The sequence below is a fragment of the Stenotrophomonas sp. STEN014 genome (assembly GCF_056760315.1).
The window spans coordinates 21,938-43,109 of sequence record NZ_JBRREN010000002.1; the positions used below are offsets into that span (position 1 = coordinate 21,938).

The 21,172-nt window shown below is 66.1% G+C and carries 20 protein-coding genes and 1 other RNA gene; 19 read left to right on the forward strand and 2 right to left on the reverse strand.

The features are described 5' to 3' along the window. Positions 1-48 precede the first annotated feature (48 nt). The 3 genes from rsmI (at position 49) to rnpB (ending at position 2,013) form a co-directional block, all read left to right on the forward strand. Positions 49-885, forward strand: a complete 837-nt coding sequence (gene rsmI, locus ACVOMC_RS02630; RefSeq protein WP_481522738.1) for a 16S rRNA (cytidine(1402)-2'-O)-methyltransferase — start codon at positions 49-51, stop codon at positions 883-885. Beyond that, entirely contained in the window at positions 878-1,600 is a 723-nt protein-coding gene (locus ACVOMC_RS02635; protein WP_481522739.1) for a hypothetical protein, read from the forward strand. The genes rsmI and ACVOMC_RS02635 overlap by 8 nt, the downstream gene beginning before the upstream one ends. A 60-nt stretch (positions 1,601-1,660) precedes the next feature. Beyond that, positions 1,661-2,013, forward strand: an RNA gene (gene rnpB, locus ACVOMC_RS02640) — RNase P RNA component class A. 198 nt (positions 2,014-2,211) lie between these two features. On the opposite strand, the gene ACVOMC_RS02645 is transcribed toward rnpB, so the two are convergent. After that, positions 2,212-2,982, reverse strand: coding sequence for an NRDE family protein (locus ACVOMC_RS02645; protein ID WP_481522740.1), 771 nt, complete (start codon positions 2,980-2,982; stop codon positions 2,212-2,214). On the opposite strand from ACVOMC_RS02645, the gene ACVOMC_RS02650 reads away from it, so the two are divergent. The 15 genes from ACVOMC_RS02650 to lpxC all read left to right on the forward strand — a co-directional run bounded on the left by ACVOMC_RS02650 (position 2,905) and on the right by lpxC (position 19,421). Beyond that, positions 2,905-3,102 (forward strand): hypothetical protein, encoded by a 198-nt coding sequence (locus ACVOMC_RS02650; RefSeq protein ID WP_481523069.1) that lies wholly within the window; start codon positions 2,905-2,907, stop codon positions 3,100-3,102. The two genes, ACVOMC_RS02645 and ACVOMC_RS02650, sit on opposite strands and share 78 nt — an antisense overlap. A gap of 209 nt (positions 3,103-3,311) precedes the next feature. Further along, the gene (gene mraZ / locus ACVOMC_RS02655) at positions 3,312-3,758 is read left to right on the forward strand and encodes a division/cell wall cluster transcriptional repressor MraZ (protein WP_054658865.1); all 447 of its coding nucleotides are present in this window, start codon (positions 3,312-3,314) and stop codon (positions 3,756-3,758) included. Positions 3,759-3,772: 14 nt separating this feature from the next. After that, complete coding sequence (gene rsmH / locus ACVOMC_RS02660) at positions 3,773-4,741, forward strand: 16S rRNA (cytosine(1402)-N(4))-methyltransferase RsmH (RefSeq protein ID WP_481523054.1); 969 nt, start codon at positions 3,773-3,775, stop codon at positions 4,739-4,741. After that, on the forward strand, positions 4,738-5,001 hold the full coding sequence (gene ftsL, locus ACVOMC_RS02665) for a cell division protein FtsL (protein WP_054658861.1): 264 nt from the start codon (positions 4,738-4,740) through the stop codon (positions 4,999-5,001). The genes rsmH and ftsL overlap by 4 nt, the downstream gene beginning before the upstream one ends. Continuing rightward, on the forward strand, positions 4,998-6,860 hold the full coding sequence (locus tag ACVOMC_RS02670; protein ID WP_057506086.1) for a peptidoglycan D,D-transpeptidase FtsI family protein: 1,863 nt from the start codon (positions 4,998-5,000) through the stop codon (positions 6,858-6,860). The genes ftsL and ACVOMC_RS02670 overlap by 4 nt, the downstream gene beginning before the upstream one ends. Next, positions 6,857-8,392 carry a UDP-N-acetylmuramoyl-L-alanyl-D-glutamate--2,6-diaminopimelate ligase gene (locus ACVOMC_RS02675; RefSeq protein WP_481522741.1) on the forward strand — a complete coding sequence of 512 codons (1,536 nt, stop codon included), beginning with the start codon at positions 6,857-6,859 and terminating at the stop codon, positions 8,390-8,392. The genes ACVOMC_RS02670 and ACVOMC_RS02675 overlap by 4 nt, the downstream gene beginning before the upstream one ends. Further along, complete coding sequence (locus ACVOMC_RS02680) at positions 8,389-9,783, forward strand: UDP-N-acetylmuramoyl-tripeptide--D-alanyl-D-alanine ligase (protein WP_481522742.1); 1,395 nt, start codon at positions 8,389-8,391, stop codon at positions 9,781-9,783. The genes ACVOMC_RS02675 and ACVOMC_RS02680 overlap by 4 nt, the downstream gene beginning before the upstream one ends. Further along, positions 9,773-10,858: a phospho-N-acetylmuramoyl-pentapeptide-transferase gene (gene mraY / locus ACVOMC_RS02685; RefSeq protein ID WP_481522743.1), complete on the forward strand. Its 1,086-nt coding sequence runs from the start codon at positions 9,773-9,775 to the stop codon at positions 10,856-10,858. The genes ACVOMC_RS02680 and mraY overlap by 11 nt, the downstream gene beginning before the upstream one ends. Continuing rightward, positions 10,858-12,165, forward strand: coding sequence for a putative lipid II flippase FtsW (gene ftsW, locus ACVOMC_RS02690; RefSeq protein ID WP_054657669.1), 1,308 nt, complete (start codon positions 10,858-10,860; stop codon positions 12,163-12,165). Before mraY ends, ftsW begins: the two co-directional genes overlap by 1 nt. Further along, on the forward strand, positions 12,165-13,262 hold the full coding sequence (murG, locus tag ACVOMC_RS02695) for an undecaprenyldiphospho-muramoylpentapeptide beta-N-acetylglucosaminyltransferase (RefSeq protein WP_481522744.1): 1,098 nt from the start codon (positions 12,165-12,167) through the stop codon (positions 13,260-13,262). The genes ftsW and murG overlap by 1 nt, the downstream gene beginning before the upstream one ends. A 43-nt stretch (positions 13,263-13,305) precedes the next feature. Then, on the forward strand, positions 13,306-14,742 hold the full coding sequence (gene murC, locus ACVOMC_RS02700) for a UDP-N-acetylmuramate--L-alanine ligase (RefSeq protein ID WP_481522745.1): 1,437 nt from the start codon (positions 13,306-13,308) through the stop codon (positions 14,740-14,742). A gap of 91 nt (positions 14,743-14,833) precedes the next feature. After that, positions 14,834-15,562, forward strand: a complete 729-nt coding sequence (locus ACVOMC_RS02705; RefSeq protein WP_481522746.1) for a cell division protein FtsQ/DivIB — start codon at positions 14,834-14,836, stop codon at positions 15,560-15,562. Beyond that, entirely contained in the window at positions 15,559-16,794 is a 1,236-nt protein-coding gene (gene ftsA / locus ACVOMC_RS02710) for a cell division protein FtsA (protein WP_054657661.1), read from the forward strand. The genes ACVOMC_RS02705 and ftsA overlap by 4 nt, the downstream gene beginning before the upstream one ends. Before the next feature lie 207 nt (positions 16,795-17,001). Further along, a complete protein-coding gene (gene ftsZ, locus ACVOMC_RS02715) occupies positions 17,002-18,231 on the forward strand; it encodes a cell division protein FtsZ (RefSeq protein WP_054657673.1) in 1,230 nt (409 codons plus the stop codon). 278 nt (positions 18,232-18,509) lie between these two features. After that, positions 18,510-19,421 carry a UDP-3-O-acyl-N-acetylglucosamine deacetylase gene (gene lpxC / locus ACVOMC_RS02720; protein ID WP_054657659.1) on the forward strand — a complete coding sequence of 304 codons (912 nt, stop codon included), beginning with the start codon at positions 18,510-18,512 and terminating at the stop codon, positions 19,419-19,421. A 226-nt stretch (positions 19,422-19,647) separates the two neighbouring features. On the opposite strand, the gene ACVOMC_RS02725 is transcribed toward lpxC, so the two are convergent. After that, positions 19,648-20,082, reverse strand: coding sequence for a DciA family protein (locus ACVOMC_RS02725; RefSeq protein ID WP_057506083.1), 435 nt, complete (start codon positions 20,080-20,082; stop codon positions 19,648-19,650). 12 nt (positions 20,083-20,094) lie between these two features. On the opposite strand from ACVOMC_RS02725, the gene ACVOMC_RS02730 reads away from it, so the two are divergent. Next, the gene (locus ACVOMC_RS02730; RefSeq protein ID WP_054657657.1) at positions 20,095-21,045 is read left to right on the forward strand and encodes a M23 family metallopeptidase; all 951 of its coding nucleotides are present in this window, start codon (positions 20,095-20,097) and stop codon (positions 21,043-21,045) included. The last annotated feature ends 127 nt before the right edge of the window (positions 21,046-21,172 follow it).

A 21,172-nucleotide genomic window follows, 5' to 3' on the forward strand; every position in this document is an offset into this window, starting at 1 on the left:
GCTGGGGAAACGGTACGATTCTAACCTTGGCCCATGGAAATACCGATGATGAGTACCGCTGCTGCCACCTTGTATGTCGTTGCCACGCCGATCGGCAATCTGGCCGATCTGAGCCCGCGCGCGCAGGAGGTGTTGCGCACGGTGGCCGCGATCTGCGCCGAGGACACGCGCCATACCGGCCAGCTGCTGTCGCACTTCGGGATCAGCAAGCCGCTGGTGGCGCTGCACGACCACAACGAAGAGGCGATGGCGCAGCGTGTGGTGGCGCGTCTGCAGGGCGGCGAATCGCTGGCGGTGGTCAGCGATGCCGGCACGCCGCTGGTCAGCGATCCGGGTTTCCGGCTGGTGCGCGCCGCGCGCGCGGCGGGAATCAAGGTCAGCCCGGTGCCGGGTGCCTGCGCGGCGATCGCCGCGCTGAGCGTGGCCGGCTTGCCCAGCGACCGCTTCCTGTTCGAGGGCTTCCTGCCGGCCAAGGGGGCGGCGCGGCGCGATCGTCTGCAGCGGCTGGCCGGTGAAACCGCCACGCTGGTGTTCTACGAGTCTTCGCACCGTATCGAAGAGTCGCTGGCCGACATGGTTGCCGTCTTTGGTGCCGAGCGTCCGGCGGTGATCGCCCGCGAGCTGACCAAGCTGTTCGAGACCGTGCTTGATGGCGCTCTGGCTGGTCTGCTGGCGCAGGTCCAGGCCGATCCCAACCAGCGCAAGGGCGAGTTCGTGGTGATGGTGCAGGGCGTCGGTGACGATGAGGCGGGCAAGATCGCCGAAGGCCGTCGCCTGTACGCCAAGCTCAACGAGCACCTGCCGCCGTCCACCGCCGCCAAGCTGGCCGCCGAACTGAGCGGTGCGCCGCGCAAGGCGCTGTATGGCCAGGCGGGAAATGAGTGAGCTGAGCTGGCGGGCCGATTCTCCGGCCGCGTTGCAGGCGCAGCTGGGACTGGAAGGACTGCCGGCCGAGCAGGCTGCACTGCTGGAGAAGAAGCCTCGTGAGCGCTGGCTGATGGCGGCGTGGCTTGCGGTCAATGCCGGCACGCTGGCCTATCCGCTGCGGGTGCACGGCAGTGAGCGTCCGGACTTCCTGCTCTCCGCCCCCGGGATGGCCATCGGTGTGGAGTGCATGGAGGTGGTGCCAGAGGAGCTGAAGCGGCTGCAGCCGCAGCTGCGTGAGATCAACTCCGGCTGGGTGCAGCCGGTGCTGGCGCCGGGCCAGCATGACTGGGACTGGTCCAACCCGCTGCTGCAGCGACTGCTTGCGCCCAGGGGCGGCCGCCCCGGCTTCGATGACGAGGATCCGCAGGGCCTGTGGTTGGCGGTGATGCGTTGGGCGGTGGCCAAGAAGCGCGAGGTCATCGCCCGCCATGGCTTTGCGCGGCAGTCGCGCAACGTGCTGTTGCTGCATGACAACTGGCCGTTGCCAGCCATGCCCTGCGTGCGCCTGTATGAAGGAGCGGCGGCAACCCGCTGGCAGCACTTGATGGAGCTTTTGCAGCAGGCCCTGCAGGCGGAGTCGGCGTTTTCGGACTGGCAGCAGGTGGCGATCGTGCAGGCGCCGGTGGTGTGGCAGTTGCAGGCTGACGGGGTCGCGGCGCTGGAACGTGCCTGATCGGGCCGTTGCGCCGATGGTGGGTCAAATGCGGGCGCGCCGTGCGACAATGCGCGCGGCGGAGTCGGCCAGACAGTCGCGTCATCCTTTCGGGGATGCCGAGGAAAGTCCGGGCTCCACAGGGCAAGGTGCCAGGTAACGCCTGGGCGGCGCAAGCCGACGGAAAGTGCAACAGAAAGATACCGCCGAACGGTCCTTCGGGATGCGTGGTAAGGGTGAAATGGTGCGGTAAGAGCGCACCGCGAGTCTGGCAACAGACCGGCACGGCAAACCCCACCTGGAGCAAGACCAAATAGGGACCTAATGGCGTGGCCCGCGTCGGGTCCGGGTAGGTTGCTTGAGCGTATCGGTGACGGTGCGCCTAGAGGAATGACTGTCCACGACAGAACCCGGCTTATCGGCCGGCTCCGCCACTTTCCTCTCGTGCCTGCGCAAGCTCGGCTCTGCCCGATCCGCGGCGTCCGTGTTGGCGGGCTGCGCATGGCACCGGCCCCCGGATGCCGCTGTGGTTCTGCCGGTGAGGCTTGCCCGTCGACACAGTTCCTGGTCGTCTTTCGGCATTCCATATATAGGGAATGCCGGCAGATGCGGCCCTCCCCGTGCCGGTCTTGTCATTCCCCGGCGAGCGGAATCTCCAGTCGCGTTTCCCCGGTGAACCGGCCGTGCGGGCCGAAGCGGCGCTCGTGGATGAAGCCGCGGCCGTCATAGTCGATGGCAATCACGGTGCTGGCGCGGGTGCCGTAGTCCTGGCCACGGATGAAGGCGGGCGCCAGGCGCCGCTCCAGCTCCAGTGACATCCCGGTTGCCGGCAGCTCGGCATCGGCGGGCTGATGCTCGTCGGCCAGTGCGCTCCAGATCGGGTCCAGCGTGGTGCCGCTGCTGGCCACCCATCCTTCAACGGCATTGGCCAGGCGCCGGGTCTTCGGCCATGGGGTGTCCGGGGCGCCGTTGGACATGCTGTGGATGCCGGGCGTCAATATCCGTGCCGCCGGCGGATGGTTGCCCAGATAGCAGCAGGTGTCGGCATCTGCCACCAGCAGGTTGAACGGTGCGAAGGCCGGGGCGCGGGCGGCAAGCGCGTTCGCGTAATGGCTGGCGTTTCGGGGATCGGCCAGATAACCGGCAATCAACTCGCCGCGCGAAGGTCCACCGGCCTGGGCGCTGGGGGTACGCACATTGGTGACCACGGCGGCATGGCCGCGCAGGTTGACCCCCATCCAGCTGCCACCCGAGCGCAGGTCGCGTCCGGCGATCACGTCGGCCTGTGGTTCCGGCCAGTGCTGCAGAGGGGCGGCCGGGCGTGCATGGAATTCATCGCGGTTGCCGGCCATCAGCAGGCGCCAGCGGGGATGGCATTTCCAGGCAAGGGCGACAAGGCACATGGCGCCAGTGTGCCGCGTCGCGCAGTTTCCAGCTATCCCAGGCTGAATGGTGATGTAGTTGGCGGTCGCTTTTCACGCGATCTCTACAGTGCTGAATTTTATGAAAATCTTAAAATTTGAAATGAAACAGCCACTTGTGGATAAACCTTGAACAAGTCTCTAAACATCGCCGCAAACCATTGATGCGGCTGACGATTTTGTGTGTGGAAAGTTGTTGACAACCGTATGGCCACTGCTAAGGTGGGCATCAGAGGGAAAACCGGGTTTTTTGTGGTTTTTCGTGGTTCAATGATTTCCCCATACGCAAGCAGACGAACGGGTGCATTCGGGTGTTTCAGGGTGAGACGGCCATCACGGTTGACGACAAGGGACGCATGGCGGTGCCCACCGCCTACCGCGACCTGGTCGCGCGTGCCAGCGGCAACCGTCTTGTGCTGACCTACAACCCGTTCGAGGCCGGTTGCCTGTGGTTGTACGCAGAGCAGGAGTGGGAGCGGGTGCGGGACGATGTGATGGCCAAACCCAATACCCAGCGCGTGGTGCGCACCCTGCAACAGAAACTTGTCGGTTCCGCTGCCCATCTGGAACTGGATGGCAACGGCCGCATCAGCCTTCCGTCGAGCCATCGCAGCGCGGTGGGCATTGAAAAGAAGGCGGTATTGATGGGAATGGGTGACAAGTTCGAATTGTGGAGCGAGCAAGCGCATCGCGCACTGATCCAGCAGACGTTGTCTGACGAGGATCTGGGCGATGGGCTGCTCGACCTGAAGTTGTGAGCCGGGGTGCCCGGGTGCGCGGTCAAGCGCAAGCCGGTCACCCTCCGGTGTCGCAGCCGCCGGCGGCTCATCTGCCGGTGCTGTACACCCAGGTCCTGCAGGGCCTGAGGGTGATCGAAGATGGTACGTATCTGGATGGCACGTTCGGTCGCGGCGGTCACGCCGGCGGCGTGCTGCGCCTGCTCGGTCCGAATGGACGCCTGCTGGTGATGGACAAGGATCCCGAGGCCATTGCCGTGGCCGAGCGTGATTTCCTGCCCGATGGCCGCGTGGCGATCTACCGTGGCAGCTTCGCCGATCTGTTGAACTGGGAGAAAACTGCCGCCGGTCTGGACGGTGTGCTGTTCGATCTGGGCGTGTCCTCGCCGCAGCTGGACGTGGCCGAACGCGGTTTCAGCTTCGGCAAGGACGGTCCGCTGGACATGCGCATGGACCCCGATTCGGGCGAGAGCGCGGCGCAGTGGCTCAACCGCGCCGAAGAGCGCGAAATCGCCGATGTGCTGTTCAACTATGGCGATGAGCGGCAGAGCCGCCGCATCGCCCGTGCGATCGTGGCCCGCCGCGCCACCCAGCCGTTCAGCCGCACCGCCGAGCTGGCCGAGCTGATCGCCTCGGTGATGCCACGCGGCAAGGACAAGATCCACCCGGCCACGCGCAGCTTCCAGGCCATCCGCATCCACATCAACCGCGAATTGGCCGACCTCGAGGCCGGGCTGGAGGCGGCGATGGCGCGGCTCAAGCCGGGTGGCCGGCTGGCGGTGATCAGCTTCCATTCGCTGGAAGACCGTATCGTCAAGCAGTTCATGAACCGCCACGCCAAGGCGCCGCCGGCCAATCGCCGTCTGCCCGAAGCCAGTGTGTTCGTGCCGACGCTGGATCTGATCGGTGGTGCGATCAAGGCCGAGGACGACGAGCTGGCAGTCAATCCGCGCGCGCGCAGCGCGGTGCTGCGCGTGGCCGAAAAACGTGAGGTGGCCGCATGAGCCGCCTGCTGCTGATCGTGCTGCTGGCCTGCACCATCGCTTCGGCGATCGGGGTGGTGTTCATGCGCCACCGCCATCGGCAGCTGTTTGTGGAACTGTCGCGGCTGGAACACGCCCGCGACGAGCTCAACATCGAGTTCGGCCGTCTGCAGCTGGAGCAGGCCACGCTGGCCCAGGCCACGCGGGTGGACCAGGAGGCGCGTGGCCGTCTCGGCATGAAATTTCCGGAAGCCACCGACATCGTGGTGATCCGCCCATGAACCCGCCCGTGCGCAACCGCAATCGCAGCCAGTTCAACCTGCGTACCCGCATGTTGATGGTGGGCGCTGGCCTGGGTCTTTGCGCGGTGGCGCTGGTGGGCCGTGCGGCCTATGTGCAGCTGGTCAACAGCGAGTTCTACCAGCGCGAGGGCGAGGCGCGGTTCCTGCGCGAAGTGCCGATCGCCACCTCGCGCGGCATGATCACCGACCGCAATGGCGAGCCGGTGGCGGTGTCCACGCCGGTAGCCTCGATCTGGGTCAATCCGCAGGAGCTGCTGCGCGCGCCCGAACGCATCCCCGAGCTGGCGCAGGCGTTGTCGCTGTCGGCCGACGAGCTGACCTCCAAACTGACGCAGAAGGCCGACAAGGAATTCATGTACCTGCGCCGGCGCATGAATCCGGACGTGGCCGAGCAGGTGGTCGCGCGGAAGATTCCCGGCGTGTTCTCGCAGCGCGAGTTCCGTCGCTATTACCCGCAGGGTGAGGCGATGGCGCATGTGCTGGGGTTCACCAATATCGACGACCACGGCCAGGAAGGTCTGGAGCTGGCCTTCGACGAATGGCTGCGTGGCAAGCCCGGCGCCAAGAAGGTGATCCGCGACCGCAAGGGCGCGATCGTGGAGAGCATCGATCTGGTGCGCGCCGCCGAGCCGGGCAAGGACCTGACCCTGAGCATCGACCGCCGCATCCAGTTTTTGGCCATGCGCGAGCTGCGCAATGCCGTCACCCAGAACAAGGCGGCCGGCGGCTCGATCGTGGTCATGGATGTGGCCACCGGCGAAGTGCTGGCCATGGCCAACCTGCCCACCTACAACCCGAACTCGGTCGGCGGCGCGACCCCGGACACCCGGCGCAACCGGGCGGTGACGGATCTGGTCGAACCGGGCTCGACGATGAAGCCGTTGACCATCGCCACCGCCTTGCAGAACCAGGTGGTGACACCCGATACGGTCATCGACACCAATCCAGGCTACATGTCGCTGGGCCGCTACACCATCCGGGACGTACCGCGGAACAACGGCGTGCTCAACGTCACCGGCGTGATCACCCGCAGCTCCAACATCGGCGCGGCCAAGATCGCCGCGCAGATTCCGGACCAGGTGTTCTACAACTCGGTCCGTGCCTTTGGCTACGGCGCGGCACCGGGCAGTGGTTTCCCCGGCGAATCCTCCGGGCTGGTGCCGGTGCCGGGCAGCCCCGGCTGGTATGGCACTACCAAGACCACGATGTCCTACGGCTACGGCCTGAGTGTGACGCCGCTGCAGATCGCGCAGGCCTATTCGGCGCTGGCCAACGGCGGCCAGGTCATCACACCGACCTTCGTCAAAGGTCAGCGCAACGAGGCACGGCAGGTGCTGGATGCGAACGTGGCGCAGGAAGTGGTGCGGATGATGGAAACTGTGGTCACCAACGGCGGCGCCAAGCAGGCGGCGATCCTGGGCTACCACGTCGCCGGCAAGACCGGTACCGCGCGCAAGAACGGTCCACGCGGCTACGAGCGCGGGCACTACAACCTTCTGTTCGCCGGCGTGGTGCCGGCCACCGCACCGCGCTTTGCCGCGGTGATCGTGGTCAACGACCCACGCGGCGCGCTGCAATATGGTGGACTGGTGTCCGCCCCGGTATTCCACCATGTGATGGAGGGCACCCTGCGGCTGATGGACGTGCCGCCGGACGACATCCAGTCGTGGCTGGCCGCGCAGGCCGCCGGCAAGGTCGGCGGCAAGCCGGGCAGCAGCGCCGTGCCCCTGCCCATCCCGCAGGATGCCGCCGATACTCCCAACGCCACCGCCGAATTCGACGCCGCACTGCCAAGCGCCAGTGCCCAGGTACCTGCCACCACGGAGGTACGCCAGTGAGCCGCACCATGAAGCTGTCGCAGTTGTTGCCCGATCTGCCCCTGGCACAGGACCCGCAGATCAGCGGTCTGGTGCTGGATTCACGGCATGTGCGCGCCGGTGATGCGTTCGTCGCAATCGCCGGCTTTGGCGCGCATGGGCTGGGTTTTGTCGAGCAGGCCCGGGCCGCCGGTGCGGCCGCGATCCTGTTCGATCCACCGGCGCCGGCCGAACTGCCGGCCCCGGCCGATGCCATCGCCGTGCCCGACCTGCGTCAGCGCATGGGCGCGATGGCCGACCAGTTCCACGGCCAGCCGTCGCGGGCGATGACGATGGTGGGTGTCACCGGCACCAATGGCAAAACCTCGACCGTGCAGCTGCTGGGCCAGGCCTGGCAGCTGCTGGGCATTGTCAGCGGTTCGATCGGCACGCTGGGCGTGGGCCTGTACGGTGACGTGGTGCCGACCGGCTTCACCACGCCACTGGTGTTGCAGATGCATGAAGTGCTGGCCCAGCTGCGCGATGGCGGTGCCCGGGCGGTGGCGATGGAAGTCAGCTCGCATGCGCTGGACCAGGGCCGTGTGGATGCCGTGCATTTCGATGTGGCGGTGTTCACCAATCTCACCCGCGACCATCTGGATTACCACGGCAGCATGGAGGCCTATGGCGCGGCCAAGGCCAGGCTGTTCCATCGTCCGGGCCTGAAGGCGGCTGTGATCAATCTGGACGACGCGTTCGGCCGCGAACTGATCAGCACCCTGGCGACCGGCGTGCATGCCATTGGGCTGAGCTCGACCGGCCAGGCCGGCGCCACGGTCCGTGCCGAAAACCTTGTGCTGGACGGGCAGGGGCTGGGCTTCGATCTGCTCATCGGCGATGAACGCCATGCGCTGCGCTCGCCGCTGCTGGGCCGCTTCAACGTCGACAACCTGCTGGCGGTGGCCGGCGCGCTGCATGGTCTGGGCCAGTCGGCGGCGACCATCGCCCGGGTGCTGGGCCAGCTGCAGCCGATCCGTGGCCGCATGAACCGCCTCGGCGGCCAGGGCGAGCCGACCGTGGTCATCGATTACGCCCACACTCCCGACGCGCTGGAACAGGCGCTGCGCAGCCTGCACGGCCATCTCGACGGCCGCCTGCTGTGCGTGTTCGGTTGCGGTGGCGAGCGTGATACCGGCAAGCGGCCGCAGATGGCGGCCATTGCCGAGGAACTGGCCGACGTGGTGTTCGTCACCGACGACAATCCACGCGGCGAAGATGGCGACGTGATCGTCGCCGACATCATGGCCGGGTTCGCCGTGCACGGAGGCACAAGTGGTGCGGTCGCAGGATGCGAAGGAGCACCACGCCTTGCCGAGATCAGCGTGGTGCGCGATCGCGCCCGCGCCATCGGCGCCGCGGTCGCGCAGGCCGGCCCCGGCGACATCGTGCTGGTCGCCGGCAAGGGCCATGAGCCGTATCAGGAGATAGCGGGTATCAAATATCCTTTCGATGACACCGAAGTGGCTTCGCGCGCGCTGCAGGCGCGTTCGGCGAACGGGGAGGTGAACGCATGAAGCGCACCCCGCTGTCGCTGATCGCCCATTGGGCCGGCGGCGAAATCCACGGCGATGACGTGAGCATCGACGCTGTCGGCAACGATACCCGTACGCTGGCGCCGGGCAGCCTGTATGTGGCGCTGCGCGGCGAGCGTTTCGACGGCCACGCGTTTGCGGCCGATGCGCTGGCCGCCGGGGCCGGCGCGCTGCTGGTCGACACCCTGCAGCCGCTGGACGTGCCGCAGGTCGTGGTTGCCAACACCGAGCTGGCGCTGGCGAAAATCGCCGCGGCCATGCAGCAGGGGCGCGACACCGGCGTGTTCGCCATCACCGGCAGCAACGGCAAGACCAGCGTCAAGGCGCTGCTGCTGGCGATCCTGCAGCATGTCCAGGCCGTGGAACAACGTCAGGTCTACGCCACTCCCGGCAACCGCAACAACGAGATCGGTCTGCCGCTGGCGGTGATCGATGCGCCGGAAGATGCCGACTACGCCGTCTACGAGATGGGTGCCGGCAAGCCGGGTGATATCGCCTATCTCACCGACATCGCCCGTCCGCGCTACGCGCTGGTCAACAACGTGGCGGCCGCCCACCTGGAACGCATGGGCAGCCTGCTCGGCGTGGCTACCACCAAGGGCGCCATCTACGCGGCGCTGCCGGAAGCGGGCGTGGCGGTGATCAATGCCGACGATGCGTTCGCCCCGTTCTTCGAGCAGCATTTCCTCGGTACCCCGGCGCGCTGCCAGGTGCTGCGCTTCGGCCTGGAACACAGTGCCGAAGTGCGTGCCACGGAGATCGTGCTGGCCGCCGAGGGTTCGCGCTTCACCCTGGTAACACCGCAGGGCCAGGCCGCGGTGGCACTGCAGTTGCCCGGTCGCCACAACGTGCTCAACGCGCTGGCCGCCGCTTCGCTGGCGCTGGCCGCCGGCATCGCCTTGCCCCAGGTGGTCGAAGGCCTGGCGCAGGCGCGTCCAGTGGCCGGCCGACAGATCGCCCACACGCTGGCCACGGGTGCGGTGCTGATCGATGACAGCTACAACGCCAATCCCGGCTCGCTGGCTGCGGCGATCACCGCGCTGGCCGCCGGCAAGGACGAGGGCTGGCTGGTGCTGGGCGACATGCGTGAACTGGGCGAGGGCGCGCAGGCGCTGCACGCGCAGGCCGGGCAGCGCGCCCGCGAGGCCGGCATCAAGCGGCTGTACACGCTGGGACCGCTGAGCGAGGCGGCCTCGAAGGCGTTCGGCGAGGGCGGGCGTCATTTTGACAGCCATGCCGCGCTGGCTGCCGCGCTGCAAACCGAACTTCATGCTGGCGTGCGTTGCCTGGTCAAAGGCTCGCGCGGCAGCGCCATGGACAAGATTGTGACCACGCTGCTGCAGCGTGGCGAGGACACACCGCATGTTGCTTGAACTGGCCCGTTGGTTGCAGCAGCTGGACGATCTGTTCCGGCTGTTCAACTACATCACTTTCCGCGGCATCCTGGCGGCGCTGACCGCGCTGTCGCTGTCGCTGTGGCTGGGACCGGCGGCCATCCGCCGCCTGGCACAGCTCAAGGGGGGGCAGCCGATCCGCAAGGATGGCCCGCAGTCGCATTTTTCCAAGGCCGGCACGCCGACCATGGGCGGCGGCCTGATCCTGACCACGGTGCTGATCTCGGTATTGCTGTGGGGCGATCTGCGCAACCGTTACGTGTGGCTGGTGCTGGCGGTGATGCTGTGCTTCGGCGCGATCGGCTGGTACGACGACTGGATCAAGATCGCCAGGCGCGATCCCAATGGCCTGAAGTCGCGCTGGAAGTACCTGCTGCAATCCATTTTCGGTCTGGCCGCGGGCCTGTTCCTGTTCTACACCGCCGACGTGCCAGCCGCGCTGACGTTCTATATCCCGATGTTCAAGTCGATCGCGCTGCCGCTGGCAGGCATCAGCTTCGTGACCATCGCCTACTTCTGGATTGTCGGCTTCTCCAATGCGGTCAATCTGACCGATGGCCTGGATGGCCTGGCGATCATGCCGACGGTACTGGTGGCCTGTGCACTGGGCGTGTTCGCCTACGCCTCGGGCAACGCGGTGTTCTCCAGCTACCTGCAGATTCCGCAGATCCCCGGCGCCGGTGAGCTGGTCATCATCTGCGCGGCGATCGCCGGGGCCGGTCTGGGTTTTCTGTGGTTCAACACATATCCGGCGATGGTGTTCATGGGCGATGTCGGCGCCTTGGCGCTGGGCGCGGTGCTGGGCACCATCGCGGTGATCGTGCGCCAGGAACTGGTGCTGGTGATCATGGGCGGCGTGTTCGTGATCGAGACGCTGTCGGTGATGATCCAGGTGGCCTCGTTCAAGCTCACCGGCAAGCGCGTGTTCCGCATGGCGCCGATCCATCACCACTTCGAGCTGAAGGGCTGGCCGGAGCCGCGCGTGATCGTGCGCTTCTGGATCATCTCGGTGGTGCTGGTGCTGATCGGCCTGGCAACCTTGAAGGTGCGCTGATGGATGACCACTCGCGTCAGGCAACCCGGCTCGAAGCCATCGGCGGCAGCTACGACAAGTGGCTGCTGGGCGCGGCCGTGGCGCTGGCATCGATCGGGATCGTGATGGTGGCGTCCAGCTCCATCGCGCTGACGCAGAGTCCGTTCTACTACCTGACCCGCCACCTGCTGTTCATCGGCATCGGTGTGGTGCTGGCGGCGGTGGTGCTGCGGGTGGAGTTGAAGGAAATCGAGAAGTACAACCAGCTGCTGCTGCTGGGCTGTTTCGCCCTGCTGATTGTGGTGTTCATTCCCGGCCTGGGCAGCAGTGTCAACGGCGCGCAGCGGTGGATCAACCTGGGCGTGTCCAAGTTCCAGACGGTGGAGGCGGTGAAGGTGCTCTACATCGTTTGGCTGTCCAGTTATCTGGTGCGCTTCCGCGACGAGGTCAACGCCACCTGGCTGGCGATGCTCAAGCCGGTGGGCGTGGTCGGCGTGCTGGTGGTGCTGCTGCTGCTGCAGCCGGACTTCGGTTCCTCGATGCTGCTGCTGGGCATCACCACCTGCATGCTGTTGCTCGGTGGCGCACAGATCAAGCGCATCATTCTGCCGGTGCTGCTGATGCTGCCGGCGCTGGTGCTGCTGGTGATCTTCGAGCCGTATCGCATGCGCCGCGTCACCTCGTTCATGGATCCATGGGTGGACCAGCTCGGCTCGGGCTACCAGCTGTCCAACGCGTTGATGGCGATCGGCCGCGGCGAATGGACCGGCGTCGGTCTGGGCGCCTCGATCCAGAAGCTGAACTATCTGCCCGAATCACACACCGACTTCATCTTCTCGGTGATCGCCGAAGAACTGGGCTTCCTGGGCGTGTGCACGATCATCGTGCTGTATGCGCTGCTGGTGGGGCGTGCGTTCTGGCTGGGCATGCGCTGCATCGAGATGCGCCGTCATTTCGCCGGCTATATCGCCTTCGGCATCGCGCTGTGGATCGGCCTGCAGACGTTCGTCTCGATCGGCGTGAACCTGGGCATGCTGCCGACCAAGGGACTGACGCTGCCGCTGATCTCTTCCGGTGGTTCCAGCGTGATGATGACCTGCGTGGCGATGGGCCTGTTGCTGCGCGTGTCCTATGAATACAACCGCGCGGTGCGTCGCCAGGAAGTGCGCGAGGACATCGATCTGGCCGATGCCGTCATGACTGAAGCGCCACCGGCCGGCGAACCGGCCACGGCAACGGCCATTGCCGCGGCCATGCAGACCGGTGCCTCGCGCGGTACCAGCCGCATGCCGCAGCGGGTCGAACCGACCTTCGGGAGGATCGCCTGATGGTCGCGCCGAACGCCTCGCAGGACGCACGCCCGGTGATGATCATGGCCGGCGGCACCGGTGGTCATATTTTCCCGGGTCTTGCGGTGGCCAAAGTGCTGCGCGAGCGCGGGATTCCGGTGACCTGGCTGGGCGCCGAGGGCGCGATGGAAACCCGGCTGGTGCCGCAGCACGATATCCCTATCGATACGCTGGCCATCAGTGGCCTGCGCGGCAAGGGCAAGCTGGCCTTGCTGGGCGCGCCGCTGCGGGTGATGCGTGCGATCCGCAGTGCCGGCTATGTGCTGCGTGACCGCAATCCACGCGCGGTGGTGGCTTTTGGCGGTTTCGCCTCCGGCCCTGGCGGCATGGCCGCGCGCCTGCATGGCCTGCCGCTGCTGGTGCACGAACAGAATCGCGCACCGGGTATGACCAACCGCATCCTGTCGCGCTTTGCGCGCCGTGTGCTGTCGGGTTTCCCGGGCAGCTTCGCCGGTGGGCGGGAAGAAGTGGTTGGCAATCCAGTGCGTGCCGAGATCGCCGCATTGCCGGCGCCGGAGCAGCGTCTGACCGGTCGTATCGGACCGATGCGGGTGCTGGTACTGGGCGGCAGCCAGGGGGCGCGCGCGCTGAACAATGCCATGCCCAAGGCCCTGGCCGCGCTGGGCAACAGCGTCGCCCTCGAGGTCTGGCACCAGTGCGGTGAGAAGCTGCACGAAGAAGCCCTGCATGCCTATCGCGCAGCGGGGGTGGAAGGCCGCGTCGACATGTTCATCAAGGACATGGCGGCCGCCTACGGCTGGGCCGATCTGGTGGTGTGCCGTGCCGGCGCCTCGACCCTGGCCGAATTGTGCGCGGTGGGGATCGGCAGCGTCCTGGTGCCGTTTGCCGCCGCGGTGGACGACCACCAGACCCGCAATGCCGAATACCTGGTCGAACGCGGTGCCGCCGAGCTGCTCAGGCAGGACGACGCGCTGGCGATCAATCTGGAGGGCGTGCTGCGCACGTTGGCCAACAATCCCGCCGGTCGCATGCAGATGGCGCACGCCGCGCGTGCGCTGGCCAAGGTCGATGCGGCCGAACGCATCGCAGACATCATTCTTGAGGAAGCAGTATGAAAACGGCATCGCGCCCCCGCGCCCGCCACACCGGAGGCCGGGCATGATCCGCCGCCTTCACGACACCACCGATCTGGTGCGCGCGTTCCCGCGCGTGCATTTTGTCGGCATCGGCGGCACCGGCATGAGCGGCATCGCCGAAGTGATGCTGACGCTGGGCTACGAGGTCTCCGGTTCGGACAATGCCGACAATGCCGCCACGCGCCGTCTGGCCCGGCTGGGCGCGCGCGTGATGCGGGGCCATTCGGCGGCCAACGTGCTCGGCACCGACTGCATTGTCGTGTCCAGCGCCATCCGTGAAGACAACCCGGAACTGATGGAAGCGCGCAGCCAGCGCATTCCGATCATGCCGCGTGCGGCGATGCTGGCCGAGCTGATGCGCTTCCGTCGTGGCATCGCCGTGGCCGGTACCCATGGCAAGACCACCACCACCTCGCTGACCGCCGCGGTGCTGAGCGAAGGCGGAATGGATCCGACCTTCGTCATCGGCGGTCAATTGCTGGCCGCCGGCGCCAACGCAAGGCTCGGTGGTGGCCAATGGCTGGTGGCCGAAGCCGATGAGAGCGATGGCAGCTTCCTGCGCCTGAATCCGCTGGTGGCGGTGATCACCAACATCGACGCCGACCATCTGGAAAACTACGGCAACGACTTCGCCCGCGTGCAGGCCGCCTTTGCCGAGTTCCTGCAGCGCCTGCCGTTCTATGGCCTGGCGGTGTTGTGCATCGATGATCCGGAAGTCGCCGCGCTGGCGGCGAAGACGCCGCGTCACGTGATGAGCTACGGCCTGAGCAGCAATGCCGATGTGCGCGCCGAAGACGTGGTGCAGGATGGCCCGCGCATGCGCTTCACCCTGCGCCTGCCCGAAGGCAGCAGCGTGCCGGTGACATTGGCGCTGCCCGGCAGGCACAACGTGCTCAATGCGCTGGCCGCCGCGGCGGTGGCCTGGCAGCTGGGGGTCGCGCCGGAGACGATTGCCATCGCACTGGAGAAATTTGAAGGTGTGGGCCGCCGTTTCAACGATCTGGGCGAAGTCACCACCCACAAGGGCGCCAAGGTCCGCGTGATCGATGACTACGGTCACCATCCGCGTGAGCTGGAAGCGGTGTTCGCCGCCGCGCGCGGGGGGTGGCCGACCCAGCGTCTGGTGGTCGCCTTCCAGCCGCATCGTTACAGCCGTACCCGCGACCAGTTCGACGCGTTTGCGGCAGTGCTGTCCGAAGTCGATGCGCTGGTACTCAGCGAGGTCTATGCCGCCGGCGAGGCGCCGATTCCTGGTGCCGACTCCCGATCGCTGGCCCGCGCGATCCGCGCGCGCGGTCGCAGCGAGCCGGTGGTGGTCGGCAGTGCGGCCGATCTGGTTTCGGTGCTGCCCGATGTGCTGCAGGACGGCGACCTGCTGTTGATGATGGGCGCCGGTGACATCGGCCATATCGCCCAGCAGATCATCACCGACGGCTTCAAGGAGACGGCGGACAAATGATCCTCATCGTGCTCCCGTCTGCTGATGCCCGCGCGGTTGCCTTTTCGGCAGCGGCGTCAGCGCGTGCGTGGGCTGCGGTGAAGGTGGCACCATGAACGCGCTGCTGCGGATGCTCGCCTGGCTGCTGGCCATCTCCCTGGTGGTGCTGCCGGTAGTGGCGGTGCTCAACGGCTGGGTGGGAACCGAGCGCTGGCCGCTGGCCAAGCTGCGCGTACACGGCGAATTCAAGCGGGTGCCGGCCGAGGATCTGCAACAAGCCTTGTTGCCGTATGCGCGCTCTGGCTACTTCGCGGTGAAACTGCAGGATGCGCAGCGCGCGATCGAAGCGCTGCCGTGGGTGGAGAGCGCCCAGGTGCGCAAGCAGTGGCCGGATGTGCTGGAAGTGCACATCGTCGAGCACAAGCCCTTCGCGCGCTGGGGCAAAGACCGGCTGCTGTCCGAGCAGGGGCGTCTGTTCGCCGTGCCCCACGGGCTGGAAAACGCGCCGCTTCCGGAGCTCGAGGGCCCGGACGCGATGACCGGCGAAGTGGTCGAGCTCTACAACGAGTCACGCGCCCTGTTCGCGCCAGCCGGCGTGGACGTGCAAAAAGTGGTGCTGGATGCGCGCGGCAGCTGGTTGCTGGCGCTGGACAACGGCACCGAAGTGGTCATCGGGCGCACCGATGCGCGGTCGCGCCTGGCCCGCTTCGTGCGGGTGCTGCCGCAGCTCACCCGCACCCAGGTGCCGATCGTGCGCGCCGATCTCCGCTACACCAACGGTTTCACGCTGAGCTGGGGAACCCCACCGCCGGCAACAAAGCAGACGCAGGACAGGACATGAATCGCAAGGGTGACAAATCACTGATCGTCGGTCTCGATATCGGCACCTCCAAGGTGGTGGCGCTGGTGGGCGAGTATTCGCCAGGCAGCCCGATCGAGGTGATCGGCATCGGCTCGCATGAATCGCGCGGGCTCAAGCGCGGCGTGGTGGTGGATATCGAATCCACCGTGCAGTCGATCCAGCGGGCGATCGAGGAAGCCGAACTGATGGCCGGCTGCGAGATCCGTTCGGTCTACGCCTCCATCTCCGGCAACCATGTGCAATGTCGCAACTCGCAGGGCATCACCCCGATCCGCGAGGGCGAAGTCAGTTGGGGCGATCTGGACCGGGTACTGGAAGCGGCCAAGGCCGTGGCGATTCCGGCCGACCAGAAAATCCTGCATGCGATCCCGCGCGAATACGTGCTGGATGACTCCCAGGAAGGCATCCGCAACCCGGTCGGCATGACCGGCGTGCGTCTGGAAGTACATGCCCACCTGGTGGTGTGCGCGCAGTCGGCCGCCGCCAACATCAGCAAGTGCGTGCAGCGTTGCGGCCTGCAGGTGGACGACCTGGTGCTGTCCTCGCTGGCCTCGAGTGTGGCGGTGCTGACCGCCGACGAGCGCGAGCTGGGCGTGGTGATGGTCGATATCGGCGCCGGGACCACCGACATCGCGGTGTTTGTGCAGGGGGCGATCTGCCACACCGCCTCGTTGCCGATCGCCGGTGATCACGTCACCAACGATATCGCGCACATGTTGCGCACGCCGACGCCGGAGGCCGAGCAGATCAAGGTCCGTTACGCCTGCGCGCTGGCGCAGATGGCAACGGCCGAAGAAAGCATCCAGGTGCCCAGCGTGGGCGATCGCCCGCCGCGTCGCATGCCGCGCCATTCGCTGGCGCAAGCGGTGCAGGGGCGCTACGAGGAGATTTTCGAAATGGTACAGGCCGAACTGCGCCGCTCCGGTTTCGAGGAAATGGTGCGCGCCGGCATGGTGCTCAGCGGCGGCGCGTCGAAGATGGAAGGTGTGGTCGAGCTGGCCGAGGAAATGCTGCAGATGCCGGTACGCGTGGGTATTCCCCAGCACGTCACCGGGCTGGGCGAAGTGGTCGGCAACCCGGTGCATGCCACCGGCGTGGGCCTGCTGCTGATGGGCAGCCAGATCGAACACCCGCGGCGGCCGTCATTGCCGGCCGGTCGCGCCGGCAGTCTGTTCAAGAAGTTGAAAACCTGGTTCCGCGGGGAGTTCTGACCGCCGGACCGGGACAGCAAGTGCAGTGCGACAAACAGCAGGGCAAGACGAAGTGCAGTAACGCGGTCATTGAAGTAGGCAACAACCGCCGGTGAGGGATATCCCGAATCGGTACACCAACTAAAACTCGCCGGTGCGGGTGGGCACGGAAGGAGAACGGATCTCCCGAATGCCCACACCAATCACGGCAATAGAGAGGACATGGACATGGCGCATTTCGAACTGATTGAAAAGATGGCACCCAACGCGGTGATCAAAGTGGTGGGCGTGGGCGGCGGCGGCGGCAACGCCGTGGCGCACATGGTCAACACCAATGTGGATGGCGTGGAGTTCATCACCGCCAACACCGATTCGCAGGCCATCAAGAATTGCGGTGCCAAGCTGCAGCTGCAGCTGGGGACCAACGTGACCAAGGGCCTGGGCGCAGGCGCCAACCCGGAAGTCGGCCGCCAGGCCGCACTGGAAGACCGCGAGCGCATCATGGATGCCCTGCAGGGCGCGGACATGGTGTTCATCACCGCCGGCATGGGCGGTGGCACCGGCACCGGCGCGGCACCGGTGGTGGCGCAGCTGGCCAAGGAAATGGGCATCCTGACCGTGGCCGTGGTCACCAAACCGTTCCCGTTCGAAGGTCGCCGCCGCATGCAGGTCGCGCTGAAGGGCATCGAGGAGCTGAGCCAGCACGTCGATTCGCTGATCACCATCCCGAACGAGAAGCTGATCACCGTGCTCGGCCGCAATGCCACCATGGTGCAGGCGTTCCGCGCCGCCAACGACGTGCTGCAGGGCGCGGTGCAGGGCATCGCCGATCTGATCGTGCGTCCGGGTCTGATCAACGTCGACTTCGCCGACGTGCGGACCGTGATGTCGGAAATGGGTCTGGCAATGATGGGCACCGGCACCGCCCGCGGCGATGACCGCGCCCAGGCTGCCGCCGAAGCCGCCATCCAGAATCCGCTGCTGGACGATGTGAACCTGGCCGGCGCCAATGGCGTGCTGGTCAACATCAGCGCCGGCACCGACATCACCATGAGCGAGTTCGACGAGATCGGCCGCACCGTGCACGCCTTCGCCTCGGAAGACGCCACCGTGGTCATCGGCACCGTGATCGATCCGGATCTGGGCGATGAGATCAAGGTGACCGTGGTCGCCACCGGTCTGAACCGCGCCGTGTCCAAGAACGCCCAGCGTCCGGGCGAGCGGGGTCCGATCAAGCTGGTGCGCAACGCCACCACCGGCCAGGCCGAGTTCGACGACTACGAAAGCCCGGCCGACGCCGTGGCCAAGGCCGTGGGCAATACCATGGGCATGGGCCTGCGTCGTCCGAGCTCGGACACCGTGGGGGCTTCGGCGCCGACGGCCTCGTCCACCGTTGCCGCCGAACTGCCCAGCGATTACCTCGACATCCCGGCGTTCCTGCGCCGTCAGGCGGACTGAGCGGCCTCGTTGCCGGAGGCCAGTGCCAACGCGTTCCGGGTGCACCGGTCGCGGGGGCTTCGGGCGGACGGTAATCGATCCAGCAAGTGACCCTGGAGCTGTCCACTCCAGGGGGAATGCCATGTCCTTTGTCGCCGGGCCAGGATCGGCCCGGCGGCATTTTCCGCACCGGACTGTTGCACAGCCCCGCCCTGGATGTGGGCCGGGTCGGCTGTTAACGCGTGTTATTCTTGTTTGCTCAGAGCCGCGTCTGCGCGGCAGCTTCGAACCGCACATCCATGATCCAGCAACGCACCCTCAAGAACACGATCCGCGCCACCGGTGTCGGCCTGCACAGCGGTGACAAGGTCTACATGACCCTGCGCCCTGCGCCGGTGAACCATGGCATCGTGTTCCGGCGGGTGGATCTGGAACCGGTGGTGGAAGTGCCGGCGCGTGCGGATCTGGTCACCGAGGTGACCCTGTGTACCGGACTGACCTGCGAAGGCGCCAAGATCCAGACCGTTGAACACCTGATGTCGGCCCTGGCCGGGCTGGGGGTGGACAACTGCATTGTCGAGCTGTCCTCGGCCGAGCTGCCGATCATGGATGGTTCGTCCGGCCCGTTCGTGTTCCTGCTGCAGTCCGCGGGCGTAGTGGAGCAGGACGCGCCCAAGCGCTTCCTGCGCATCCTCAAGACGGTGGAAGTACGCGATGGCGACAAGGTCGCCCGTTTCGAGCCCTATGAAGGCTACAAGTTGGGCTTCACCATCCAGTTCGACCATCCGATGATCCCGGCCAAGCAGTCGCGCGTGGAGATCGACTTTTCGACCACGGCCTACATCAAGGAAATCGCGCGCGCGCGGACGTTCGGCTTCATGCGCGATCTGGAATACATGCGCGAGCGCAATCTGGGCCTGGGCGGCTCGATGGACAACGCCATCGTGCTGGACGAGTTCCGCGTGCTCAATGACGACGGCCTGCGTTACACCGACGAATTCGTGCGCCACAAGATCCTCGACGCGATCGGTGACTTGTATCTAGCCGGTGGCCAGGTGCTGGCGGCCTATGAAGGCTACAAATCCGGCCACGCGCTCAACAACAAGCTGGTGCGTGCGCTGCTGGCCGATGAAAGCGCATGGGAATGGGCGAGCTATGACTCCCCGGCAGCCACCGATCCGGTGGTCTATGGAACCCCGGCGTACGCCTGAGCGGAACCGCAGTTTGACCGTAAGAGGGGCTGGCGCCTTGCGCCGGCAACTGTCGGCTGCGTCATGAAAATGTGAATCCGCAGTTGGCTCCAGACTTAATTTAACCTTAAATTAACAAAACGCTAACTCCTGCGGCCTCGTACGCGGCTAGGATTCCTGCCGGCCTCCTGTGGTGACCGTCGCCGGTCGCTTCAGGACAGCTGGGGTGGGGACGCCCCGTTTGCGCTCAGGAGCGGGTGGATTTCACATCCTGAAGGGCATCCAAGGCATCACGCAGACCTTTGTGCGTGGCTGCCGAAACTGCGGTACTGCGCTGATTTTCACGCACTGGGGAGTGCGGCGGTGCGGTTGCAGTCTTGACGGTCACCCGCGTGGCCTTCAGCCCGATGGATCGGGCCGCGTCGAGCAACTGGTCTTCGGCAAGCCGCACCTTGGCATGCCAGACCGGGGAATCGACGAGAAAAACGAGGTGTTCGCCGTCCACATTGGCCAGCCGGCAACGGTTTGCCAGCGCAGGCGGCAAATGGGGGCGCAATTGCCGGTCCATCGCATCGAGCCAGAGAGCCCGGCGCAACGGATTTCCTGCTTTGTCCGCCATCACCGTCTCCAGTGCCAGTTTGGGCACGGAGCGGGATCGAACACTGGATTTCGGCTCAGACATAAGAAATTTTCAATGGCATTTAAAAAGATCGTAATCAAAACGCGTGAACAAAAGGCCAAGACGCCGTTTGCCCGCGTTCAGATGTTTTTCGAGGATCGTCCGCAGGCCCTGCTGGGCAGTGTGCTTGGCATCGGTTGCCTGATGGGCGTGGCGTTGAGCCTGGCCATCGGCATGGTGGGCGATTCGGCCCTGCAAGCCAAGGTGGATCGGCAGGAACAGGAACTGGCCAAGGTCCGCGCCGACGCCCAGACCCAGGTCAACGCGCTGGCAGCGCGACTGGGCGAACTGCAGGCCCAGGCCACGCGGCTCAATGCGCTGGGCGAACGCCTGACCCAGATGGGCAAGCTGGAAGACGGCGAGTTCGATTTCAATGAAACCCCGGGTATGGGTGACGGCGAGCCCGGTCCGACCCAGGACATTCCGGTCAGTGCGGTCAACACCGACTTACAGATGCTGGAGCAGCGCTTCGCTGCTTCAGGCAAGCAGCTCTCGGTGCTGGAGTCGCTGCTGTTCGACCACCAGTTGGAGCAGAACGCCGTGCCTTCGCGCATGCCGATCAGCAACACCTACATCACCTCCAACTTCGGCACCCGCGCCGATCCGTTCGGTCGCGGCCGGGCGACGCACAAGGGGATGGATTTCCACGCCCGTGTCGGTGATCCGGTGATGTCCGTGGCCGATGGTGTGGTCAGCTTCGCCGGCGTGAAGGGCGGCTACGGCAACGTGGTCGACGTCGATCACGGCAATGGCTATGTGACCCGTTATGCGCACAATTCGCGCCTGACCGTGCGCGAAGGCAATCTGGTGCGCGCCGGGCAGGAAGTGGCCAAGGCCGGTTCCAGCGGCCGTTCGACCGGTGCGCACGTGCATTTCGAGGTGTGGGAACGCGGTAATGCGGTCAATCCGCGCAAGTTTCTCGGTGAAGGCGGCAACACCCCGGTGGGGCGTCGCAGCCGCGGTTGACCGGCTTGGGGCGGACGCTTGAATCGCCAAGCCCCCGCCCCAAGCTACAATAGGCGTTGCCATCGACAGGGCGCATTGCGCCCTGTTCTGTTTGTGACCGGCAGTCCCAGGGGGCGGTACGGTCGTA

Excerpts from the sequence above, each read along its gene's own strand:
- murC (WP_481522745.1), top strand. The coding sequence starts at position 13,306 with ATGATCCGCCGCCTTCACGACACCACCGATCTGGTGCGCGCGTTCCCG.
- ACVOMC_RS02730 (WP_054657657.1), top strand. The coding sequence starts at position 20,095 with ATGGCATTTAAAAAGATCGTAATCAAAACGCGTGAACAAAAGGCCAAG.
- ACVOMC_RS02705 (WP_481522746.1), top strand. The coding sequence starts at position 14,834 with ATGAACGCGCTGCTGCGGATGCTCGCCTGGCTGCTGGCCATCTCCCTG.
- lpxC (WP_054657659.1), top strand. The coding sequence starts at position 18,510 with ATGATCCAGCAACGCACCCTCAAGAACACGATCCGCGCCACCGGTGTC.
- ACVOMC_RS02725 (WP_057506083.1), bottom strand. The coding sequence starts at position 20,082 with ATGTCTGAGCCGAAATCCAGTGTTCGATCCCGCTCCGTGCCCAAACTG.
- ftsL (WP_054658861.1), top strand. The coding sequence starts at position 4,738 with ATGAGCCGCCTGCTGCTGATCGTGCTGCTGGCCTGCACCATCGCTTCG.
- ACVOMC_RS02645 (WP_481522740.1), bottom strand. The coding sequence starts at position 2,982 with ATGTGCCTTGTCGCCCTTGCCTGGAAATGCCATCCCCGCTGGCGCCTG.
- ftsA (WP_054657661.1), top strand. The coding sequence starts at position 15,559 with ATGAATCGCAAGGGTGACAAATCACTGATCGTCGGTCTCGATATCGGC.
- ftsZ (WP_054657673.1), top strand. The coding sequence starts at position 17,002 with ATGGCGCATTTCGAACTGATTGAAAAGATGGCACCCAACGCGGTGATC.
- ACVOMC_RS02680 (WP_481522742.1), top strand. The coding sequence starts at position 8,389 with ATGAAGCGCACCCCGCTGTCGCTGATCGCCCATTGGGCCGGCGGCGAA.
- ACVOMC_RS02650 (WP_481523069.1), top strand. The coding sequence starts at position 2,905 with ATGGAATTCATCGCGGTTGCCGGCCATCAGCAGGCGCCAGCGGGGATG.
- murG (WP_481522744.1), top strand. The coding sequence starts at position 12,165 with ATGGTCGCGCCGAACGCCTCGCAGGACGCACGCCCGGTGATGATCATG.
- rsmI (WP_481522738.1), top strand. The coding sequence starts at position 49 with ATGAGTACCGCTGCTGCCACCTTGTATGTCGTTGCCACGCCGATCGGC.
- ftsW (WP_054657669.1), top strand. The coding sequence starts at position 10,858 with ATGGATGACCACTCGCGTCAGGCAACCCGGCTCGAAGCCATCGGCGGC.
- mraY (WP_481522743.1), top strand. The coding sequence starts at position 9,773 with ATGTTGCTTGAACTGGCCCGTTGGTTGCAGCAGCTGGACGATCTGTTC.
- ACVOMC_RS02635 (WP_481522739.1), top strand. The coding sequence starts at position 878 with ATGAGTGAGCTGAGCTGGCGGGCCGATTCTCCGGCCGCGTTGCAGGCG.
- ACVOMC_RS02670 (WP_057506086.1), top strand. The coding sequence starts at position 4,998 with ATGAACCCGCCCGTGCGCAACCGCAATCGCAGCCAGTTCAACCTGCGT.